The organism is Candidatus Nanosynbacter featherlites, assembly GCF_005697565.1.
In the GTDB taxonomy this organism is placed as follows: domain Bacteria; phylum Patescibacteriota; class Saccharimonadia; order Saccharimonadales; family Saccharimonadaceae; genus Nanosynbacter; species Nanosynbacter featherlites.
The window spans coordinates 13,959-33,659 of sequence record NZ_CP040004.1 but is presented as its reverse complement, the minus strand read 5'-3'; the positions used below and the strand labels follow the sequence as shown (position 1 = coordinate 33,659).

Annotated in this window: 20 protein-coding genes and 5 tRNA genes; 11 read left to right on the top strand and 14 right to left on the bottom strand. The window is 46.6% G+C overall.

What is annotated here, in order from left to right; all coding sequences use genetic code 11:
• Positions 1-53: 53 nt before the first annotated feature.
• Both groL and FBF37_RS00165 read right to left on the bottom strand, forming a co-directional pair.
• Positions 54-1,697, bottom strand: a complete 1,644-nt coding sequence (gene groL / locus FBF37_RS00170) for a chaperonin GroEL (protein WP_138078326.1) — start codon at positions 1,695-1,697, stop codon at positions 54-56.
• Between the two features lie 19 nt (positions 1,698-1,716).
• The gene (locus FBF37_RS00165; RefSeq protein WP_138078324.1) at positions 1,717-1,983 is read right to left on the bottom strand and encodes a co-chaperone GroES; all 267 of its coding nucleotides are present in this window, start codon (positions 1,981-1,983) and stop codon (positions 1,717-1,719) included.
• Positions 1,984-2,116: 133 nt separating this feature from the next.
• On the opposite strand from FBF37_RS00165, the gene FBF37_RS00160 reads away from it, so the two are divergent.
• Positions 2,117-3,406: a glutamate ligase domain-containing protein gene (locus FBF37_RS00160; protein WP_138078322.1), complete on the top strand. Its 1,290-nt coding sequence runs from the start codon at positions 2,117-2,119 to the stop codon at positions 3,404-3,406.
• Here FBF37_RS00160 and FBF37_RS00155 read toward each other — a convergent pair whose 3' ends face one another.
• The gene (locus FBF37_RS00155; protein WP_138078320.1) at positions 3,407-4,705 is read right to left on the bottom strand and encodes a UDP-N-acetylmuramoyl-L-alanyl-D-glutamate--2,6-diaminopimelate ligase; all 1,299 of its coding nucleotides are present in this window, start codon (positions 4,703-4,705) and stop codon (positions 3,407-3,409) included. It lies immediately after the preceding gene.
• 81 nt (positions 4,706-4,786) lie between these two features.
• On the opposite strand from FBF37_RS00155, the gene tsaD reads away from it, so the two are divergent.
• Entirely contained in the window at positions 4,787-5,860 is a 1,074-nt protein-coding gene (gene tsaD, locus FBF37_RS00150; RefSeq protein WP_138078318.1) for a tRNA (adenosine(37)-N6)-threonylcarbamoyltransferase complex transferase subunit TsaD, read from the top strand.
• 157 nt (positions 5,861-6,017) lie between these two features.
• Positions 6,018-8,573, top strand: coding sequence for a valine--tRNA ligase (locus FBF37_RS00145; protein ID WP_138078316.1), 2,556 nt, complete (start codon positions 6,018-6,020; stop codon positions 8,571-8,573).
• Here FBF37_RS00145 and FBF37_RS00140 read toward each other — a convergent pair.
• The 3 genes from FBF37_RS00140 to FBF37_RS00130 all read right to left on the bottom strand — a co-directional run bounded on the left by FBF37_RS00140 (position 8,570) and on the right by FBF37_RS00130 (position 9,333).
• Positions 8,570-8,926: a hypothetical protein gene (locus tag FBF37_RS00140; RefSeq protein WP_138078314.1), complete on the bottom strand. Its 357-nt coding sequence runs from the start codon at positions 8,924-8,926 to the stop codon at positions 8,570-8,572. The two genes, FBF37_RS00145 and FBF37_RS00140, sit on opposite strands and share 4 nt — an antisense overlap.
• 142 nt (positions 8,927-9,068) lie before the next feature.
• Positions 9,069-9,158 (bottom strand) — tRNA-Ser (locus tag FBF37_RS00135).
• Between the two features lie 82 nt (positions 9,159-9,240).
• Positions 9,241-9,333, bottom strand: a tRNA-Ser gene (locus FBF37_RS00130).
• Between the two features lie 97 nt (positions 9,334-9,430).
• On the opposite strand from FBF37_RS00130, the gene FBF37_RS00125 reads away from it, so the two are divergent.
• The 3 genes from FBF37_RS00125 to FBF37_RS00115 all read left to right on the top strand — a co-directional run bounded on the left by FBF37_RS00125 (position 9,431) and on the right by FBF37_RS00115 (position 10,554).
• Positions 9,431-9,832, top strand: coding sequence for a VIT1/CCC1 transporter family protein (locus FBF37_RS00125; RefSeq protein ID WP_138078312.1), 402 nt, complete (start codon positions 9,431-9,433; stop codon positions 9,830-9,832).
• Between the two features lie 32 nt (positions 9,833-9,864).
• Positions 9,865-10,362, top strand: a complete 498-nt coding sequence (locus FBF37_RS00120; RefSeq protein ID WP_138078310.1) for a hypothetical protein — start codon at positions 9,865-9,867, stop codon at positions 10,360-10,362.
• 115 nt (positions 10,363-10,477) lie between these two features.
• Positions 10,478-10,554: transfer RNA gene (locus tag FBF37_RS00115), tRNA-Arg, on the top strand.
• 68 nt (positions 10,555-10,622) lie between these two features.
• Here FBF37_RS00115 and FBF37_RS00110 read toward each other — a convergent pair.
• Positions 10,623-10,946 carry a hypothetical protein gene (locus FBF37_RS00110; RefSeq protein WP_138078308.1) on the bottom strand — a complete coding sequence of 108 codons (324 nt, stop codon included), beginning with the start codon at positions 10,944-10,946 and terminating at the stop codon, positions 10,623-10,625.
• Positions 10,947-11,046: 100 nt separating this feature from the next.
• Positions 11,047-11,134: transfer RNA gene (locus FBF37_RS00105), tRNA-Ser, on the bottom strand.
• Between the two features lie 51 nt (positions 11,135-11,185).
• On the opposite strand from FBF37_RS00105, the gene FBF37_RS00100 reads away from it, so the two are divergent.
• On the top strand, positions 11,186-11,641 hold the full coding sequence (locus FBF37_RS00100) for a 23S rRNA (pseudouridine(1915)-N(3))-methyltransferase RlmH (protein ID WP_138078306.1): 456 nt from the start codon (positions 11,186-11,188) through the stop codon (positions 11,639-11,641).
• Here the strand turns inward: FBF37_RS00100 and FBF37_RS00095 are convergent.
• Positions 11,638-12,105 carry a ComF family protein gene (locus FBF37_RS00095; RefSeq protein ID WP_138078304.1) on the bottom strand — a complete coding sequence of 156 codons (468 nt, stop codon included), beginning with the start codon at positions 12,103-12,105 and terminating at the stop codon, positions 11,638-11,640. The two genes, FBF37_RS00100 and FBF37_RS00095, sit on opposite strands and share 4 nt — an antisense overlap.
• A 321-nt stretch (positions 12,106-12,426) precedes the next feature.
• On the opposite strand from FBF37_RS00095, the gene FBF37_RS00090 reads away from it, so the two are divergent.
• Positions 12,427-12,903, top strand: a complete 477-nt coding sequence (locus FBF37_RS00090; protein WP_138078302.1) for an Hsp20/alpha crystallin family protein — start codon at positions 12,427-12,429, stop codon at positions 12,901-12,903.
• 68 nt (positions 12,904-12,971) lie between these two features.
• On the opposite strand, the gene FBF37_RS00085 is transcribed toward FBF37_RS00090, so the two are convergent.
• The 5 genes from FBF37_RS00085 to FBF37_RS00065 form a co-directional block, all read right to left on the bottom strand.
• Positions 12,972-13,352 carry a hypothetical protein gene (locus FBF37_RS00085; protein ID WP_138078300.1) on the bottom strand — a complete coding sequence of 127 codons (381 nt, stop codon included), beginning with the start codon at positions 13,350-13,352 and terminating at the stop codon, positions 12,972-12,974.
• A gap of 90 nt (positions 13,353-13,442) precedes the next feature.
• Entirely contained in the window at positions 13,443-13,817 is a 375-nt protein-coding gene (locus FBF37_RS00080; RefSeq protein WP_138078298.1) for a hypothetical protein, read from the bottom strand.
• Positions 13,817-14,113, bottom strand: a complete 297-nt coding sequence (locus FBF37_RS00075) for a pilin (protein ID WP_138078296.1) — start codon at positions 14,111-14,113, stop codon at positions 13,817-13,819. Before FBF37_RS00075 ends, FBF37_RS00080 begins: the two co-directional genes overlap by 1 nt.
• Positions 14,114-14,115: 2 nt before the next feature.
• On the bottom strand, positions 14,116-14,541 hold the full coding sequence (locus FBF37_RS00070) for a pilin (RefSeq protein WP_138078294.1): 426 nt from the start codon (positions 14,539-14,541) through the stop codon (positions 14,116-14,118).
• The gene (locus FBF37_RS00065) at positions 14,538-14,927 is read right to left on the bottom strand and encodes a hypothetical protein (RefSeq protein ID WP_138078292.1); all 390 of its coding nucleotides are present in this window, start codon (positions 14,925-14,927) and stop codon (positions 14,538-14,540) included. Before FBF37_RS00065 ends, FBF37_RS00070 begins: the two co-directional genes overlap by 4 nt.
• A 132-nt stretch (positions 14,928-15,059) precedes the next feature.
• On the opposite strand from FBF37_RS00065, the gene FBF37_RS00060 reads away from it, so the two are divergent.
• The 3 genes from FBF37_RS00060 (at position 15,060) to FBF37_RS00050 (ending at position 19,678) form a co-directional block, all read left to right on the top strand.
• Positions 15,060-15,137, top strand: a tRNA-Asp gene (locus FBF37_RS00060).
• A gap of 148 nt (positions 15,138-15,285) precedes the next feature.
• Positions 15,286-16,338 carry a hypothetical protein gene (locus FBF37_RS00055; RefSeq protein ID WP_138078290.1) on the top strand — a complete coding sequence of 351 codons (1,053 nt, stop codon included), beginning with the start codon at positions 15,286-15,288 and terminating at the stop codon, positions 16,336-16,338.
• A gap of 85 nt (positions 16,339-16,423) precedes the next feature.
• A complete protein-coding gene (locus FBF37_RS00050; RefSeq protein ID WP_138078288.1) occupies positions 16,424-19,678 on the top strand; it encodes a TrbL/VirB6 family protein in 3,255 nt (1,084 codons plus the stop codon).
• Positions 19,679-19,701 lie beyond the last annotated feature (23 nt).

Below are 19,701 nucleotides of genomic sequence, written 5' to 3'. Positions count from 1 at the left end.
CAATTCATTAAAATAGGGCCTGCTACCGGCCCTATTTTGTTTGATGTAGCCTGCTACATCATCCCCATGCCCGGCATACTGCCAGGTGCAGCTGGAGCTTCTGGCTCTGGTACGTCGACGACTAGTGCGCCCATGGTCGCTGCGGTTGAGGCGATAGATACCGCATTCTGCACTGCTTCCTTGGTGACACGCGCCGGGTCGATGACACCAGCTTTTTTGACATCCACCAATTCGTTCGCAGGTTTCATAACATTAACGCCAAAGCCAGCTTTGCCCACTTCGACTTGCGCTAGTAGTGCGTCGGCGTTCAAGCCAGCGTTACGCATAATCTGTAGGAATGGCTGCTTTAGGGCATCCTTTAGAATCTGCCGGCCAGCCGCGATGCTATCCGCGCCAGTCACCTTCAGCCCGCCAGCCAAGTTTACCAGCGTCACACCACCACCAGCGACAATTCCCTCGGCCAAGGCTGCCTTAGTAGCTGCCACGGCGTCGTCCACGCGGAACTTCTTTTCGTCAATCTCGGTCTCGGTCGCGCCGCCGACTTTAATGACGGCCACTTTGCCAGATAGCGCCGCTGCTCGCTTGTCGAATTGTTCTTTTTCGTATTCGCTGGAGGCGTTGTCAGACAGTGCCTTAATCTGAGCGATCTGTTCCTTCACGGCTGATGGCTTACCCGCGCCCTCAACGATGGTGGTTTCATCTTTACCGACAATCACCTTACGCGCTGAACCTAAGACCTCCAGGCCAGCATTCTCAAACGTCAACCCGTGGTCCTCAGAAATCACCGTTGCGCCGGTCAGCACCGCGATATCGCGCAAAATCTCCTTGCGGCGGTCGCCGAAGCTTGGTGCCTTGACCGCTACGGTGTTAAATATGCCCTTGAGCTTGTTCAGTACCAAAATGCTCAGCGCCTCGCCTTCAACCTCATCAGCGATCAGCACCACGTCCTTCTTGCCGCTTTGTGCCAATTTCTCCAACATTGGCAGGAATTCTTGCACGCTGGAAATTTTCTTATCGGTAATCAAAATCGCTGGTTTTTCATAAACCGCCTCTTGCCGACCAGTGTCGGTGACGAAGAACGGACTGACCCAGCCTTTGTCTAGACTAAAGCCTTCAACGACCTCGGCCTCTAATTCCAAGCCTTGGCCTGCTTCGACCGTCACCACGCCGTCTTTACCAACTTTCTCGATGACACCAGCAATCAATTTACCAATTTCCGCGTCACCCGCCGAAATGGTTGCTACTTCCGCCACGCGCTCAGACTTACCCTCAATTGGCTCCGCTAATTTGTTCAGCTCTTTGACAATTTCCGCGCCGGCCTGCTCAATACCCTTGCGCAGCTCCATTGGGTTGTGGCCCGCTGCGATTAGCCGGTTGGCTTCCTTCAAAATCGAATAGGTCAGCACCGTCACCGTCGTGGTACCGTCACCAGCCTGCTTGTTCAAGTTCTTGGCCGCTTGTTTAATCAAATCCGCACCAACCTTGTAGCCCAGCGTCTCATCATCATTCTCTGGCAGCTCAATGCCTTCCGCCACCGTCACGCCGTCGTGCGTCACGGTTGGCCCACCAAACCCCTTGGCAATCACCACATTGCGGCCCTTTGGCCCGTAGGTTACCTTAACTGCGTTATACAGCGCCTCGGCACCGCCCAACACGCGAGCGCGCGCATCGTCATCGTAAAAAACTTTTTTTGCCATACTAAAAACTCCCCTTTTCTCAAACAACCGTTGCTAAAATATCTTCCTCGCGGACGATCAAATATTCCGTACCGTCAATTTTCAAGTCCGTGGTCGAATATTCCTTATAAACAATTTTATCGCCCACTTTTACATTCTTGACATCGCCGCCAACCGCTTTGACCTCAGCTACCACCGGCCTTTCCTTCGAACTGTCTGGCAGATAAATCCCGCTGGCCGTCTGCGTCTTTGCCTCCTCGCGCACCGCTACCACGCGGTCGCCGAGAGGCTTGATAGGTGTATCCATATCATCCTCCGTTTCCTTATCAATGTAGTTAATTGTATCGTACCAAGTTAGCACTCGTCAAGCGTGAGTGCTAACTTGGTGTCGGTAATTTTTCAAAATAGCCCTCCCGCCCCGATATTGCTATAATAATCATATGAAGCTATTCAAATCTCTCATTTCTTGCCTATTAGTGCGAATCATGCGTAAATTTTTCCACAACAATCCACACGTTCGCCTGGTCGCCGTTGTCGGAAGTGTTGGTAAGACAACCACCAAATCAACCATCGTCGACGTTCTCAAACACAACAAAAAGGTTCGAACTAACAGAGGTAATTTCAATGCTGAATTTAGTGCGCCACTTGAGATGCTTGGCATTGACGGCCCACAGAATCCTCGGTCAATTACCAATTGGTTATCGACCATCTACCGCGCCTACCGCTCAGCCCGCCAGCTTCACGACATCAACGTCATTGTCCAAGAATTTGGTATCGACCACCCCGGTGAAATGGCCGCCTTTGGTCGCTACGCTCACCCTGATGTTCTCGTTGTTACCGCCATCTCCCCTGAACACATGGAGTTTTTTGGTAATCTCAAAACGGTAGCCCAGGAAGAATTTGCTCTGTCCAGCCACAGCATTGTCACCCTGTACAACCGTGATGATATCAATTCTGGATTTATCGCTTTTGCCAATTCTGAGCGCAATCTTTCCTATAGCACTGAGCCAGATGCTGACTATTACATTACCGCCCATCAGTTTAATCACAGCCAAGGATACGCCTGTACTCTAACGCACGGCGAGCAAACCTCCCGTGAGTTCATCATGCCCGTTGTTGCCAAACACCAACTACGAATTGCTGCTGGAGCCGCTGCTGTTGCATTGGAGTTCAACCTTGATGTCGAAAGCGTCATTACTGCCCTGGAGAATTTTACTCCCGTGTCGGGACGAATGAACCTCCTGAGCGGCATTAATGACTCAACGATCATCGATGATTCATACAATTCCAGTCCGCTCGCTGCCAAATCAGCCCTTGAAACGCTCTATCAATTACCAGCCAAGACCAAAGTTGCCGTCTTGGGAGACATGAACGAGCTTGGTGGCACGACAGCGGCTGAGCACCGCACACTCGGCACACTATGCGACCCAGCACATCTATCACACGTCATCACCATCGGCCCCAACACAGCTAAATTCTTGGCACCAGCCGCCAAAGACAACGGCTGTACTGTCACCTCCTTTGATAAAGCCACTGACGCCGTAGAACTGTTACAATCCCTGGCTCGTCAAGATACCGTCCTATTATTCAAAGGTTCTCAAGGTGGCGTCTATCTTGAAGAGGCCATCAAACCACTCTTAAAAAACTCTACCGACAGCAAGAAACTCGTCCGCCAATCTAAAGAATGGCTCCGCAAAAAACAAGCTTTTTTCGGTAAGTCATTGAGCTGATTATTCTGCTTTTTCCTGTCCTAAAATCTCGCGCACTACCTGACTATCATTCCACGGTAGTCGCTGTCCATTCACAATTCGGTATTTTTCGTGCCCCATACCAGTGATCAATACCATATCACCCTTTTGAGCAGAGCCAAGCGCTCGCTCAATCGCCTGCCGCCGGTCAGGAATTTCCGTCGTCTTAGCGTCACCATGAGACCGCTCAATTCCTTCGTAAACCATTCTTCTGATCTGATCAGGGTCTTCGTTATAACTCTCCTCGTCAGTCAGGAATATCCTGTCTGCGTTTTTAGCAGCAATTTCGCCCATAGTTGGCCGCTTACTCTTGTCACGATCACCACAAGCCCCAAATACCAAAATCACTCGACCCTTGGCAATCTTACGAGCAGCCGTCAATAATTTATCCAATGCATCAGGCGTATGAGCATAATCAACAATTACGTCATACCCAAGGCCCTCCACCGCTCGCTCAAACCTACCAGGAACCGCTTCGACATTCGCCACTCCTTCTTGGATATCCTGCAGCTTGACACCCAGCAGATACGCCAATGTCACCGCTGCCGTCATATTGTGCACATTAAACTCGCCCGGCAGCGCTGTCGCCAGCTCCAAATGCGTTTGATGATCCAAAACTACATCAGCTTCAGTGCCCTTGCGGTACAGCTTAACTCGCTGAATCTGCGCCTCTGCTTCCGGATGTTTGCCGTAGGTCATTTTTTGTTCACCAGCAACAAATTGATCAAAATAGTCATACCATTCATCATCACGGTTCAAAATGATATATCGCGGTTCCAGCGCAAACAATTTACTCTTAGCCGCTGCATAATTCTCCATAGTCTTGTGATAGTCCAAATGATCCTGCGTCAAATTGGTCATCACCGCTGCTTCAATTGGCACGCCGTCAAGTTTATGCTGATCAAGCGCGTGCGACGTGATTTCCAACACGACATAGTCCACATCGGCCTTTTTTGCATCACGAAAGAACTGCTGCATCCTACCAGTCGAAGCCACTGTTGCATTCAAATCATTGACTTGAGCCTTCCCTGCCACCTCGATCAACGCTGTCGTGAACATCGCTGTCTTAAATTTAGCTTCCTTCAAGATCTCATTGATGTAGCAGGCGGTCGTTGTCTTTCCATTGGTGCCAGTTACTGCAATAACTCGCAAGTTTTTTGACGGGTTACCATACCGCGCGCTCAATAGTCGTACTCTGACTCGGCGATATCCATTCTCCACACCATGCAAAGCACTGGCGGGCAAAATACTTCTGGCTGCTTTGACAAGAATCTGTTTCATATATCCATGATAACATTTTTTGCGCGCCGATTCACACTTCCAGACAACAGAGGCGACTATGTGATATACTATGCCATAGTTATGAGGATTTTGGGAATTGAATCAAGCTGTGATGAAACAGCTGCCGCCGTCATTGAAGACGGTCACATGCTACTATCAAACGTCGTTAACTCACAAATCGACATCCATGCTGCATACGGTGGAGTAGTACCAGAGGTAGCCGCTCGTTCACACCTGGAAGTCATCAGCCCAGTCATCAACAAAGCTCTGTCTGATGCTGATTGTACCTGGGACGATATCGACGCCATCGCCGTCACCTACGCGCCTGGTCTCATTGGTTCACTACTCATCGGTACTCTTGCCGCCCGCACCCTCGCCATTATTCATCACAAACCGTTGTACAAAATACATCATGTAGAGGCTCATGTATACGCTAATTTCATCAACCAACAGTCTGACACCTTATCTTTAACACTGCCAAAAAACCAACCCGTATTCCCTCTCCTTGCCCTCATCGTCTCTGGTGGACATTCACAGCTCGTCCTGTTCCAAAACCACGGTGACTACCAGCTCATTGGCCAAACTCAAGATGACGCTGTTGGTGAAGCGTTTGATAAGGTTGCCAAGATTATCGGCCTGCCCTACCCTGGTGGCCCGGCCATCGCCAAAGCAGCTGAGCTCGGTGATTCGCAGACCTTTCATCTACCCATCGCCAAACTCGCTGGTGAGTATGATTTCTCCTTTTCTGGCCTCAAAACAGCCGTTCTAAGGACCGTACAGCGCGAAGTCGGTAAAGACTTTACCTTCCCATCACACGAGCTCCCTGCCCTGGTGACCGACGAATTACAGCACAACATGGCTGCCAGCTTCCAGTACACCGCCATCAAAACTTTGGTTGATAAAACCAAAAAAGCCTATGACAATTTTCAGCCTGCTTCCGTCGTCATCGCTGGTGGTGTCGCCGCCAATCAAGAACTGCGCCGCCAACTAAGCCTAGCCCTGCCTATCGACATTGAATACGCACCCATTCAGCTCTGCACCGACAATGCCGCCATGATCGCCGCACTCGGGTATTTCCGCGCCCACATCGACCAGCCCACCGACCCATACAATATGGAAGTCCAGCCAAGTCTATCCATGCTCGACGCGGCGTAAGCCATGACGCCAAAATCCCAGTTCTATGGTATACTATAACTAGAAATAAACATGGGAGAATACACACATAAACTCGTTTGAGTACTTTTTCGTGTGAAAAGTACTGAATGGTTTGTGTGTATTATTTTTCCCGTGAAATATATAGGAATCAGATCATATGCAATTAGCCAAACAATACATTCCAAATGACTACGAACCAGATATCTATGCTCTGTGGGAGACGAGTGATTCTTTTGCGCCCACAGGTGAAGGTAAGCCATATAGTATCGTCATGCCACCACCAAATGCCAACGGTAACCTGCACATTGGACACGCGCTTGACATGAACCTAAAAGACATCTTGATTCGTTATCACAGACTAAAGGGTGATGACGCAGTGTTCATTCCTGGAGCAGATCACGCTGGCTTTGAAACATGGGTGGTTTACGAAAAAGAACTGGCAAAGCAGGGGAAAAGTCGCTTTGATTTTTCGCGAGAACAACTGTACAGCCAGGTGTGGAATTTTGTCCAAGAAAAGCGTGGCAATATGGAGTTACAACTACGTGCTTTAGGCACAAGCGCCTCCTGGAAACACCTTACATTTACCCTGGATGATAAGGTGATACAAACAGTGTACGACACTTTCAGACAGATGTGGGAAGATGATCTGATTTACCGAGGTGAACGAATCGTTAACTACTGTACTGTCCACCAAACTAGTTTTGCTGACATTGAGGTCGAACATAAAACAGAGAAGGGTACGTTATGGAAAATTGCCTACCCAACATTGGACAAAATTGGCGAGATCGTAGTTGCCACCACCCGTCCTGAAACCATGTTGGGCGACGTTGCTGTGGCTGTTCACCCTGATGACGAGCGCTACAAAAAACTCATTGGTACCCGCATTCTCCTGCCAATTATCGACCGCGAAATCCCAATCATCGCTGACGAATACGTCGATATGAGCTATGGTACTGGAGCCGTCAAAATAACCCCAGCGCATGATCCAAATGACTTTGAGATGGCAGAACGCCATGGCCTGCCGATCAAAAGTATCATCAGCCACGACGGCAAGCTAATCAACGTGCCGCCACAATTCTTAGGCCTAGATCCACAAGAAGCGAGACGCCGCATCCTAGCCGCCCTGGAAGCCATGGAGCTACGCCGCGGTGAATCTGACATTGAACATGCCGTCGGTCATTGCTACAAGTGTGGCACCGTCATTGAACCAATGGTCAAAGAGCAGTGGTTTATCAAAATGCAGCCACTAGCCAAGCCAGCCATTGAGGCGCTGGAGAAGAGGGAGATTACTTTCCACCCAGCCTCAAAGCGTAAAGAACTCATCGCCTACCTGGAGCAGCTCAAAGACTGGAACATCTCCCGACAGATTCCGTGGGGTATCCCAATTCCAGCCTTTGTTAATGAAACCGACTCAAACGACTGGATCTTTGACACTCGGGTGACAGAAAAGCGTATTGTTGTAAATGGCACAACATATATCAGAGAAGAAGACACCTTTGACACCTGGTTCTCATCTGGTCAATGGCCGTACATCGTGACCGATTACCTCAATGGTGGGGAACTAGCCAAATACTTCCCAACCAGCCTGATGGAAACTGGTATGGACATCATGCGGGCATGGGTATCACGCATGATTATGCTCAGCCTGTACCGCACTGGTAAGCTACCATTCAAAGACGTTTACCTACACGGCATGGTCAACGACGAGCACAATCAAAAAATGTCCAAATCCAAAGGTAATGTCATCAACCCAATGGAACTGGTGTCAGAATTTGGCTCAGACGCCACCCGCATGGGTATCATCGCTGGGCGAGCGCCAGCTCAGCATCAAGCCTTCAACCGGGGTGCGGTCATCGCTGCTCGTAACTTCTGCAACAAGCTGTGGAATATTGCTCGCTTTGTTGAAGCACAAATTGGCGACGATCACGTCATCGTGCCATTACAGCCACAAACCCCAGCTGATCACTGGATTATTCGCCAGCTGAATGACGCCGCCAACAACGTCGCTGTCCGTCTGGAACAATACCGCTTTTCTGAGGCCGCCGAAACCGTCTATCACGCTATTTGGGATGACGTCGCTGACTGGTATATTGAATCATCAAAAACCGCCATCAACCGCCCATTATTGTCATGGGTACTGGCAACCAGCCTGAGGATTACTCATCCATTCGCACCGTTCGTCACTGAGACAATTTGGCAGACACTCAACTACACCGACGGTATTCTGATGCGCGACAGCTGGCCAACACCAGAACAATACGATGAAATTGAAGCTGAACAATTTGAACGAATCAAAGAATTAGTCTCCGAAGGTCGCTGGGTGATCACAGAGCTACCGGGCAATAAAAAATATCGCTTACTGTACGGCAATGACAGCTTGGTCAAAGAAAACGCCGACACCATCAAACACCTGATGCGCCTTGCCTCAATTGAGCACACCGATCAACCGCGTGGTCTCAGATTGGCCGCAGCCAACAGGGAAGTGTGGCTGGATATCGATGATGAGACGCTCTATCAACACCAGACTGAGCTAGAAATGCGCCTCGCAGAAGCCCGAAAACGCCTCGAGGGGCTTGAAGCGCGTATCAACAATCCATCTTACGCCGAAAAAGCACCGGCCCATTTAGTGGAAGAGACTCGCCAACACATTACAGATCAGCAAGCGCTCATCCAACGACTTATCACCGAGTTGGAAGTTATCAAATGTAACTAAAAACAAATCTTACCGATACACAAGCGTTGCCCATCAAACTCAGGACCGCCATTACCCTGGGCACGCTTGACTTTCATGTATTTTCGGTCATCGTTTCGTGGTGTTGAACGAGGATTTGCCGATCCATCATGAATGATACTACTGAGTGATGTATGCTCTGGATGTGTGTGCGCAGACGAACCAATCCTTGTCGTTTTCATACCATCGTCGCCCGTTGACCCCTGAAAATCAACCGCACTAAATACTGATACCACCGCCTTATCTACGTGGGTGTCATGCATTAGTACACCACAAGCAGTAGTCAGGCTCACAAATATGGTAAATTGTGTAATAATCTGTTGTAATATATTCATGTATCTCTCTGTTTATGTTTTATTAACGCGCACTGAGCGCTGTTAACCTGATTATCATATTAGCATAAGTTTTATTTTATGTCAAGTATATTTCACGTTGTAGCAAATAAAAACACCTACTCGAGGTGTTTATGTATCATTCTGGCGGAAGGGGAGGGATTCGAACCCTCGGTACGTTTTACCGCACGCCGGTTTTCAAGACCGGTACCTTCAACCACTCGGTCACCCTTCCAGAAATCTGTTCACATTATACCATACTCCTGTTCACAAATAAAAATTCCCAACCCGTAAGTTGAGAATTTCATATCAGTTTCTGGCGGAGGAGGGGAGATTCGAACTCCCGCTACAGATCTCTCCGTACTAACGATTTAGCAAACCGTCCCCTTCAGCCACTTGGGTACTCCTCCAAAATGTACACCATGAAACCTGGTTACATTGTACCACACCTGTACAAAATACCATAGCGTTGACTTTTTAATACCAAACAGGGATAATATAGCTATTATGAAAAAGATTGTAACCGTTGGCGCAAGCATCATCATAACAACCATGTTAGCATTAACCATCACTGGTCTGCCAGCTCTGGCACTTGGTGAGGGTGGTTTTGCAGAAGGTGTGGAGGCAGCTCGCGGCAATGGCGTGCCAACCAACCTATGGAACGGTGACAGCTCTCTAGTGCGTCGGGTTATTAACTTCATGTTGATCGGTATCGCGGTAGTCAGCGTTGTTATGCTGATCTTTGGTGGTTTTCGTTATGTCATATCTGGTGGACGAAAAGAATCGGTTACCGCCGCCAAGAACACCATCTTGTATGCTGTCATTGGTTTATTGATTGCTCTTTTTGCCTATGCCATCATCAAGTTTGTCATCAATTTCGCCGTCAGTGGTGGCTCTACTGACGTCTAGCCTGCACATCATGCTCATGGTATACTAAAACCATGGAAGCAGAACCAACCAAAGCAACAGCTCATGATTTGTCTGAACCGTTTTCTTGGCACGCCCCAGAGACCAGGGGTCCAGTACGTGGTCTAGGCTGGTATCTATCATTTGCCGTAGTCATCATGGTGCTCATGGCGCTGTCTGTTTTCTGGATCAAAAGCTGGACATTCACGGTGTTGATACCCATCATGGCAGTAGCATTACTGTCTCTGTCTACCAAGACTCCTCGCATGATCAACTATGCCATTAGCCCTAAAGGTGTTTATGTGGCGGACAAGTTATACGATTTTAGTGAATTCAAAGCCTTTGGAGTTATCGAATATCAAGGTCAATTCTCAGTATTACTACTTCCCGTTAAACGTTTCTCACCGGGGCTAACCATTTACTTTTCAGAGACAGAAGGGGAAGTAATTGTCGATATGTTAGGCACACGCCTCCCCATGCAAGAGATAAAACCAGACGCTTTGGAAAAACTCATCCGAATCATTAAGCTTTAGCTTGCTCTTAGCTTTTGATATATGTTAGAATGTAAAAGTTCGATGTTCATGACGTGAGCAGAGAAGGTACCTTATATTTTTGTTATGGCCAATCGGTTTTGCCGAAAGGCTGTATGCACCCGTAGCTCAGCTGGATAGAGCGTTGGCTTGCGGAGCCAAAGGTCGTACGTTCGAATCGTGCCGGGTGTACCAATAAGCATTATCAAAACAACTCTTCCCTAACGAAGAGTTGTTTTTTTATGATAAATCACTCACGCGAATTATTCTTCTGTCGGCTCCTCTTCAGGAGACAGCTCAGGCACTAACTTAACTGTGTTCTCAAAATGATTTACCTTAATGGAGTCTGCAGTATCAGCAGCAAGAAGTGCGCCTGGCGCAGAAATACCGTATTCTCCCATTGCTGTATAGAACTGAACAATGTCAACTGGTGGTATTTGTTCATCCGTTCTTTCTTCAACTACTTCTTGAGCTTCTTCAATTGCTGTTTCTTGAGCTGCTGCTCCTCCTAAGCCCCTAATAACCTCCTCGGCAACTTTAATATATTCAGGCAACTTTTTATAGTCTATACCATAATTAAAATCCATATTATCATCTCCTTTTTACGATATTTCAATATCATTGTATCATAATTCTTCTGTGGTAGTACACAACCCTCACCGTGGCGAGGGTTTAATAAATATTCCATGGCGGAGAGAGAGGGATTCGAACCCTCGAAGCCTTGCGGCTTACCGCTTTTCGAGAGCGGCCAGTTCAACCACTCCTGCACCTCTCCGTGATTGACTTTTTCATTATACCAGAGGGTAGGTTATACTTACCATTAGTTATGCTCAAAATTATCACAATCGGCAAGAAAAATAATTCATGGGTCATAGATGGCCTAGAATACTACCAGAAGCGCCTGAGAGCCCCGTGGAATGTCGAATGGGTATTGTTGGCTAATTCTTCGCTGGAAGGCCCCAGAGCGCGTCAGGAAGAGTCTGAACGGATACTCAAGCAAATCAAACCAGACCATTTTGTCATTTTACTGGACGAAAGAGGCAACAATCTGTCGTCTCCGGAGTTATCAGCTCTCCTGGAAGAGTGCTTCGCCCACAGTCGGTCAGTGGTCATCATCATTGGCGGGGCATTTGGTGTTTCTTCGGAACTACGCGAGCGGGCTGATGTCGTTTGGTCGCTGTCAAAATTGGTGTTTCCGCATCAACTTGTGCGTCTACTCCTGACAGAACAACTTTATCGTGCACAGGAAATTGCCAAAGGTAGTGGATATCACCATGTCTAATCAACCGTAGATTTTTGTGAGTCGTGCCGCGTTAGAGCTATGATTGTCACAGAGGTAGCACCCACCTGACGCAAACAGTAAGCAGCTTCTCGCACCGTGGCGCCAGTGGTGAAAATATCATCAACCAGGTAGTAATGCTTGGATGGATCAATATTACCCGCCACCCGGAAAAATTCTTTCGCTTGCAGTCTTCGTTGTTTGGCTGATTTGGTAAAATGCTGCGTCACGTTGTTGCACCGTCGGATAACCTGCTCAACGGGGATGTTCCTGACTCGTCCCAGCTGACGACAGATGAGCTTCATGTGATCATATCCTCTGATGCGTGTATTGCGTGGCGTCGTCGGGATGGGGACTAGTACGCTGTTAGCCGGCAGCTGCGGCAACAATTCGTCGGCGATTGCAACCAAGTCGTTAATCACAGCCCGTTTGCGCTCAAACTTGAGTGCATCAATTGCCTGCAACACCGCACCCCGCCTGAGCAGCAAACAATAAACCTGCCCGACAGGGAAGTGATGTCTACCACAATAGTTACCATGTTTGGGACGCCGATCACATAAAACGCATGTGGTATAGGTCATTTGTGTGATGTATTTTTTACATTTTGGGCAAATAGTTTGGCCAGTTTTCCCACACCCATAACAGTAGTGGGGAGCGATAACTGACAATAACTCATCAAACATTGTATTTTTTACGTTTTTCGCCTTTCACTGTTGATTATAACGCACATAACCGTTATACTAATAGAGAACATTGTCAATTGAGCCAAATAGAGTGGAGGAACAACTATGGCCCGGAAACAGGACGATAATTTATTTACCGACGACGATTTAACTGCTGCATTTTTGGATGAAGCTGATTTGTCAGCTCCAGCACAAGCACCAGTAGCACCAACCATTGCTGCCAACGAAGACAACTGGGAAGAGGACGCCGATGACCTGATGGGTCAGTTGGCGGTTGACGTTTTTGAGACCGAAGGAGAATTGGTCATCAAAGCGCGCACCGCTGGTGTTGATCGCAACGACCTGGATGTCAGCATCTCTGACGGCATCTTGACCATTTCTGGTACCTTGTCTAGTGGTGACGAGACTGAAGTTAACAACTGGCACATTCAAGAATGTTACTGGGGCGAATTTAGGCGCACCCTAGCTCTTCCAGTTGCAGTCAAGGAAGAGGGCGTGAAAGCAGAACTAAAAGACGGCGTATTGACAATCACCTTTGAAAAAGTAAAACAAGAAAAAGCTAAGAAGATCCAAGTTCTGTAACCAGTCACTGATTTCTACTAAAAACACCAGTCGTTATGACTGGTGTTTTTGAAATGTAACTGAGTGGATTAGTTACCAGTAACCTTATTGACCACGAAGTTAACGATAGCGTACGCAAAGATAGCAATCAACAAACCAATCAGAGAGTACATAATGGTGTTCTTAGCAGATGTCACCTTAGCGCTGTCACCATTTGACGTGGTGTATTTAAAACCACCAAGGATCAACATAAACACAGAGACAATCGCAATGGCCATCAATGCAAAGTTAATTGACTTTGAGATGATGTCGTCAACGTTAGCAGTAGCACCGGTGTTGGCATTTTGAACCTTATTCAAACCTTCTCGAACCTGGGCAAATGCGTTATCACCAGAAGCCAAAAATACTACACCCATAACCAACATAGGAAGGGCAAACGCGCCAGCTATTTTAATAATGGTTTTTTTCATGAATTTCGTTTCCTTTCCTTGGGAAATTGATTGTTATTTTACTTCATTATACCATATTTTACGGTCTGTCTATACTGTGTTGAGCTCCATTTATTTACCAATGATGCGAAGAAATACATAATCAACGATAGCATACGCAAGGGCAGAGATGATCACACCGATGATGGCGTACATGATGGTGTTCTTAGCAGAGCTTAGTTTAGCACTGTCGCCATTGGAGGTGCTATATTTCAACCCACCAATGATAACCATCACAACTGATACGATACCAGAGATAATCAGCAGATATCTGATGACTGTTTTGATGACAGGGTCAACTGATTCACTACTGTTAGCACAAACAATGTTATTTGGATCAGTACTACACGCGTCATAAATACCAACCGCTGAAGCAGCTTGTGACAGCAAAAAACCACCGACTATGGCGAGAGCCAGAGTAGCGGTAATAGTTACGATTTTTTTCATTAGTTAAACCTCCCTGCGACATAATTTGTAATAACAAAAGCGCACCATACCACCAGCAAACCAACCACCGAATAGATGATACCGTTTTTAGCTTTCGAGACTTTGCCTGGATCGCCAGCGGATACACTGTACATAATGCCATAGATGATGATGGAAATGATAGCTACGACCGCTGAGATAGCAAACACCAGGTTCGCTATACTTTGTAATGCCACCTTATCATCTTTACGATCAGGAATTCCTACGTCACTTGGGGAACCTAGTTGGCTAACAATTTGAACGATAAACTTTTCCATAGTTACAATAATGCTCCTGATACCCAGTTTACTACACCTACTGAGGCGATAGCTATAACTAAGCCAATAATGGCATTAAAAACTGTTTTTCGCCCACGAGCCGCCCGATCTGGCGATCCTGAGCTAGTAATGAACAGAAAACCACCGTATATGATGTATCCTGCTGCAATATAACCCGTGATTTGGAACAAGTCTTCAATGAGGTTCAGGGCAATTCGCCAGATGTATGGGCCAAAACCGCCAACCTCACTCGGACTCTTTAAATCACACGAATTACCAGATGTTAAGTTATAAAACCAAGGTTTTAGAGTTATAACACGACCACGCTCGTCACAAACACCAGCCAGAGCAGGCTGTGTATTGACGAACGCCATACCAAAACTACCTGTAACTATCAAGGTCAGCGCTACAATTGCTCGTTTGATCATGAGAATACTCCTCCTGGGATTAAGAATTGGGTGAGTGTAACGAAAAATGCATAGAGTAGTAAACCTATCACAACATTAATCCAAATCTCGCGAGCTTTTTTGATGTTTTCCGGCTTATCTCCAGATGATGAAAATAATATGCCACCATAAACTACCGCACCAACAGCTGTGACACCTACACCCATGGTCAAAATTTTCACTGCCTGCCTGACGATGTCAAAAATAGCGTCTTTACCGCTCTTACCGCCACATTCTATGGTTGAAGTATCGACGCCAGCACATTTCTTCGCACTCTCCTCCTCAGCAAATACCGGGGTCGACACAGCAAAACCGACCAGTAAGACTACGGCAATGATGGTTTTTGTAAAGAAATTTCTGTTTACCATTGAATTGTTCTACCAATATTAGGTTGATATGTGACTAATTGTAAGATATTGTCACGCAAAATGCAAACAACATTTCACCTGATGGCTCTTGAATATTAGGGAAGTCTTTGGTATTATCGAGCTAGTTGACATGCGCTCGTAGTGAAGTTGGTCCATCACGCCTCCCTGTCACGGAGGAGATCGCCGGTTCGAATCCGGTCGGGCGCGCCACAGACACCCAAGCGACAGGGTGTTTTTATTTTGCTGGTTTTCATACTTGTATTTTCATATACTTTGTGTTATAATCACGCCATATCGATTGTAGATATGATACATGTAACTAACCTGGTAGTAAACCAGAGAAAGAATCCCAAGCGTTATGAACGAGCGTAACCCAAGCGATTCACAAAAAGACAAATTAAACCGCCGAAGGTTCATTGAGCTTTGTGTGGTCGGTGCTGGAACAATGGCTGTAGCAGCCTGCGGTAACAAGGAAAACCCTACAGAGCCAACATCAGGACAACTGTCTAAACATGTAGAAAGCGGCAATAATACTCCTTCACCAGAAGTGTCTCCAACTCCTGAAGGGATGCCTAAATTAGACTTAGACCCTTCAACAGAGGTAGAGCTTTGCGAATCGTATGTAGACACAAGATTCCCTGAAGAAGAGGCTAAGAAATTAACCATTCCCGTTAGTGCTTTCGAAAGCCCCGACGAATTAATGCGACACCTGAGTACTATAATTGAAACAACAGTTAACGTAGTTGCTGATAAAAAAGATCAGGAAAATCCACCGTCATCTGAATATAGTAGGGTATATGACGAAAAAAGGTTCAGTTATTTGGCACAGAAAGATCGTTCTGCAAACAGCACACCTCCTACTTTCGGATCAACACTAACCCCATATATCCTCAATCGCATAAAAGGAGTTTTTGAAACTCCAGGCAATGACGCACGTGGAAAATCACAACCAATTAAGTACGGGAATGGTTTCAAGAGTCTCTTGGAAAATCTTATAGATGCACAAGAAGCATTACGGATCGATTACAGCACTCACCTTGAAAATGATGAGAATGGTCTTCACAGGACGGCCTATACGAACCCAATAGACCCAGAGATGATATTGGGGCCTGTCACTATTGCGGGAATGGAACATGGTGAGCCAAAATACGATGGTGATACTGTTTCTATGACTTTCTCATTCCGACCAGATAATGGCGCCCAACATTCTGAGAAAATTACTGATTTCCTTGCTAACAATAGCGTTGGTACGATGCCTGTGGAATGGGTACTAACGGCTGGAGTTGGCGGTATGCAGGGTAATGTTTCATTTAAGAAAACCGGCCCTGGTACTGTTGTTATTAGCGAGCTAGAGTTTAGTCGTAAAGAAAATGCTCCGTATTCAAAATTGCGTGAAGAAGGTAAAGCATAAGCCGACTTTCTAAGCATTTGCGCTTTTGGGACATATACACTACAATTTGTAGTGTATATGTTTTTTCTGAAAGGGCATCAAAACAATGGGTAAAAAGCGAGGGTTGATAGTACTCTCTACGCTAGTGGTGGCACTCATATCAGCAGTGCTGCTTGCTCCGCAGGCAGAGGCTGCGAAAAACTTGAAGCTGAAACAAAAAGTTGAGTCAACATTACTTTACGCTAATTTGATGACTCGTGGCACCAACGATTGGACATGTATGACCGATTTCGAGGGGATGCGGTATAGAAACACGACAAGCACCGACTCCAACTGGGCGCCCTCTAATGGTGATAATGAAGAGCGTGCAAATACCTTTGTGGGAAAAAATACCAAAGGCGGTATTAAATCCTACTCAGGCGTCGACCCCATCACAAAACAAATCGGTGGAGATCTCAGTTGTGCTAGTCTCCTAAAAGCGGGGATTGACATTTGGGAAGGCTCTTCTAAATATGCTGACTTCTACCGGCATATGGGTGGTAAATTTTTTATTGATCAAACCAAAGCTGGCTGGGTATTTCGAAATTGGGAAAGATGTAAAAAGTATGAATGGAATTCCTGGGGTCGTTTTACACAAAATGTTAACGACTTACGGAGTGTATCAAAACCAAATTATTTTACTTCATACACTGTTTACTATTCTAGTAGTAATTTATCTCCTGACGAAAATCCTCCGGGTGGTTGTGCACCAAAAAAGGGTGGTGCGGCCATTAAGGAACGTTTCAAAGACGGGATTAAAAATGCCACCGGCAGTCTACCTTCTATAGCTTCAGGCAGCGCCGAACAATGGTATATGTATTCAAAGACATTTACTAGTTCTGCTAGCGGTTGTTCTGCTAGCGGTGATAAATCTCTCAAGGAAATTCCCAAAGAAAATCCAGATAGCTCGGGGTATTATTACTATAAAATTCCATTTACCAGTACAAGTGGCAAAACCGCCGACATGATATATAAAACCTCTAAGGGCAACGAAAAGGTATGGTTGGCAGCAACCAATAATTCCGAGGGTACACTAGTTGAAGTAAGCTGTAGTGATATTGGTTCTTGGCTACAAAACAATAAATCCGCGTTTGATAAGTTCGCAAAATATGCGTCTGAACATAAAGACGAACAAAAAGAACTTTCTGTGGAGGATTCACCAGAAAAGAGTGCTGACGCTACAGCCCAGTCAACAGAAGGAGCTGGGGAGGAAAAAGAAGAAAAAACGTGTACTAGTGAGCTAACGGGTATCGGGTGGTTTATCTGTCCAGTCATTGACAAGCTGGCTGATTTTGCTGACTCAGTCTGGGGAATGTTGGAGGAATATTTAGTAACAAGTCCTTTACAGGCAATAGGAAATACATATGATGCCTGGAAAACTATGCGAGACCTTGCTAATGTCCTGTTAGCACTGGTATTTATCTTGATCATTATCTCACAAGTGTCGAATGTGGGTATCTCTAACTACGGCATCAAGAAGATGTTGCCTCGTTTCATCATCGCTGCAGTTGCAGTGAATATATCCTACTTTGTCATCCAAGTCATCGTTGATGCCGCAAATATCCTTGGTAGTACTCTGTTAGGAATCATTACAGCTCCGATACAAACTATGAGTTACAAAGATGTTGGTTGGGGTGCCTTATTGACGGCAATTTTAGCAAGCGGTGGCACAGCGGCTGGAGCGACAATAGTCGGTGGAGCAATTGCGGCCTCGGTTTTCGGGATTGGAACCCTGTTTATGTTCGTACTGATGGCGATCGTTCCAGGTGTAATCGGTATCGTCTCAGGATTATTGGCATTGGTATTTCGATCAGCAGTGATACCGGTCCTCGCCATCTTGGCGCCACTAGCTTTTGCAGCCTGGATTTTGCCAAATACTCAAAGCGTCTTTGACAAATGGAAGAAGGTCTTCACTGGTATGGTGTTCCTCTATCCTTTGGCGGCTGTGTATTATGGTGGATTAAAATTATTAGCTTTTAGCGCCCTTATGAACAAAAATACCGAAGTGATACAACAACTAATGGCCTTAGCCCTCTTGTTTGTTGGTACTTTCGTCATCCTTGGTATGGCACTAAAATCCAACGCTATCATTGGCAACCTAATGGGGCGAGCCAGTGGACTGTTGAACAAAGCGTCGGCACCTGCACTTAATGCAGGAAATAAATTCGCCAAACGTAGAGCAAGTATGAAGCGCAGTGAATTTATGGCTAGAGATTTTAGTAAAAACCCAGTAAGGGGACGCTTGCAAGGAGGTCTAAGAAAATTACGTCAACGCTCACTTGACCGAGAAACTCGAGCATCGCTGGCAGAACAGAGCGAGCAACAGCGTTACCGAGCAGGGTTGGCTGAGGCTTCTGGAGGTGAACTAGATAAGCGCCTGGGGTTTGCAGCAGCTACTACCGGTGGTCAGGAATATATTCATAAACTATCTCAAGAAGCTGCAGCCAAAAAATTGCGGTTTGAATATAATAGTAACGCAGTTGAGGCTTTACGATCAGATGACAAATACGTTCAGGCGGCGGCGGCGGAAAAACTGTCTCAACAAGGTGCTTGGGGAACAGGACAGTTGCGTAAATATCTGGAAGAGGGTGGTAAAATTACCAGTATCGAGATGGGGGATGCCCTCACTAATGTCAAGAAATATGATGCCGGAGTGGCCGCTGCCGGAGTGGCCGGCTTTGATGCAATAGGTAAAGGACAGCAAGCTTACGGCGTCAGTCGAGATGAGCTAGCCCAAATGACAAGTAAAGCATTTGAGAACCTTTCTGTAGATAATTTATCTACGCAGAGTGCAGAGGCACTTGTCAATGCTTACGATAAGGGAGGTCTGGCGAACAGTAGGGCTGCCGAAGTGTCTGACAGCTCACGATACATGGGTCAAGCTAATGGTAAAACCGCACCAGTATTTGAAGCCTTGGGCCAAAAAGGAGAAAAGGGTCAAACTAATCTTAAGGCAGCAATTGACACAATAAAGTCTAATATGGCTAGTTCGCCATCCGTACCACCATTGCAGCAAAATCAAGCTCCACAGGGCGTGGCACAGTCAACACCTTCTCAAGCGCCAAGCATGGCCCCTGATCGTCAATACGCCATCAAAGAGCAGGCACGAGGAGTAGAAGCTCCAAAGCCAGATTCATTGTCTTCAGGTGGTCAAACACAAGCTCCAGCTCCACAGGTTAACGTTACTGTGCAGGTAGACAGATCCTCTGATCCGACGAGTGCTACCAGTATTCCACCGAGCTATATTGACCAGGGTGGCACCAGTGGCACTGGACGGTCACAGCACCGACGCAACCGACCGCCTACTGCGTTTGGCCGATAGATTCATATAGTTGACTTTTACGC

Excerpts from the sequence above, each read along its gene's own strand:
- FBF37_RS00055 (WP_138078290.1), top strand. The coding sequence starts at position 15,286 with ATGAACGAGCGTAACCCAAGCGATTCACAAAAAGACAAATTAAACCGC.
- FBF37_RS00125 (WP_138078312.1), top strand. The coding sequence starts at position 9,431 with ATGAAAAAGATTGTAACCGTTGGCGCAAGCATCATCATAACAACCATG.
- tsaD (WP_138078318.1), top strand. The coding sequence starts at position 4,787 with ATGAGGATTTTGGGAATTGAATCAAGCTGTGATGAAACAGCTGCCGCC.
- FBF37_RS00050 (WP_138078288.1), top strand. The coding sequence starts at position 16,424 with ATGGGTAAAAAGCGAGGGTTGATAGTACTCTCTACGCTAGTGGTGGCA.
- FBF37_RS00070 (WP_138078294.1), bottom strand. The coding sequence starts at position 14,541 with ATGATCAAACGAGCAATTGTAGCGCTGACCTTGATAGTTACAGGTAGT.
- FBF37_RS00065 (WP_138078292.1), bottom strand. The coding sequence starts at position 14,927 with ATGGTAAACAGAAATTTCTTTACAAAAACCATCATTGCCGTAGTCTTA.
- FBF37_RS00110 (WP_138078308.1), bottom strand. The coding sequence starts at position 10,946 with ATGGATTTTAATTATGGTATAGACTATAAAAAGTTGCCTGAATATATT.
- FBF37_RS00090 (WP_138078302.1), top strand. The coding sequence starts at position 12,427 with ATGGCCCGGAAACAGGACGATAATTTATTTACCGACGACGATTTAACT.
- FBF37_RS00100 (WP_138078306.1), top strand. The coding sequence starts at position 11,186 with ATGCTCAAAATTATCACAATCGGCAAGAAAAATAATTCATGGGTCATA.
- FBF37_RS00075 (WP_138078296.1), bottom strand. The coding sequence starts at position 14,113 with ATGGAAAAGTTTATCGTTCAAATTGTTAGCCAACTAGGTTCCCCAAGT.
- FBF37_RS00080 (WP_138078298.1), bottom strand. The coding sequence starts at position 13,817 with ATGAAAAAAATCGTAACTATTACCGCTACTCTGGCTCTCGCCATAGTC.
- FBF37_RS00160 (WP_138078322.1), top strand. The coding sequence starts at position 2,117 with ATGAAGCTATTCAAATCTCTCATTTCTTGCCTATTAGTGCGAATCATG.
- FBF37_RS00140 (WP_138078314.1), bottom strand. The coding sequence starts at position 8,926 with ATGAATATATTACAACAGATTATTACACAATTTACCATATTTGTGAGC.
- FBF37_RS00165 (WP_138078324.1), bottom strand. The coding sequence starts at position 1,983 with ATGGATACACCTATCAAGCCTCTCGGCGACCGCGTGGTAGCGGTGCGC.
- FBF37_RS00155 (WP_138078320.1), bottom strand. The coding sequence starts at position 4,705 with ATGAAACAGATTCTTGTCAAAGCAGCCAGAAGTATTTTGCCCGCCAGT.
- FBF37_RS00120 (WP_138078310.1), top strand. The coding sequence starts at position 9,865 with ATGGAAGCAGAACCAACCAAAGCAACAGCTCATGATTTGTCTGAACCG.
- FBF37_RS00085 (WP_138078300.1), bottom strand. The coding sequence starts at position 13,352 with ATGAAAAAAACCATTATTAAAATAGCTGGCGCGTTTGCCCTTCCTATG.
- groL (WP_138078326.1), bottom strand. The coding sequence starts at position 1,697 with ATGGCAAAAAAAGTTTTTTACGATGACGATGCGCGCGCTCGCGTGTTG.
- FBF37_RS00145 (WP_138078316.1), top strand. The coding sequence starts at position 6,018 with ATGCAATTAGCCAAACAATACATTCCAAATGACTACGAACCAGATATC.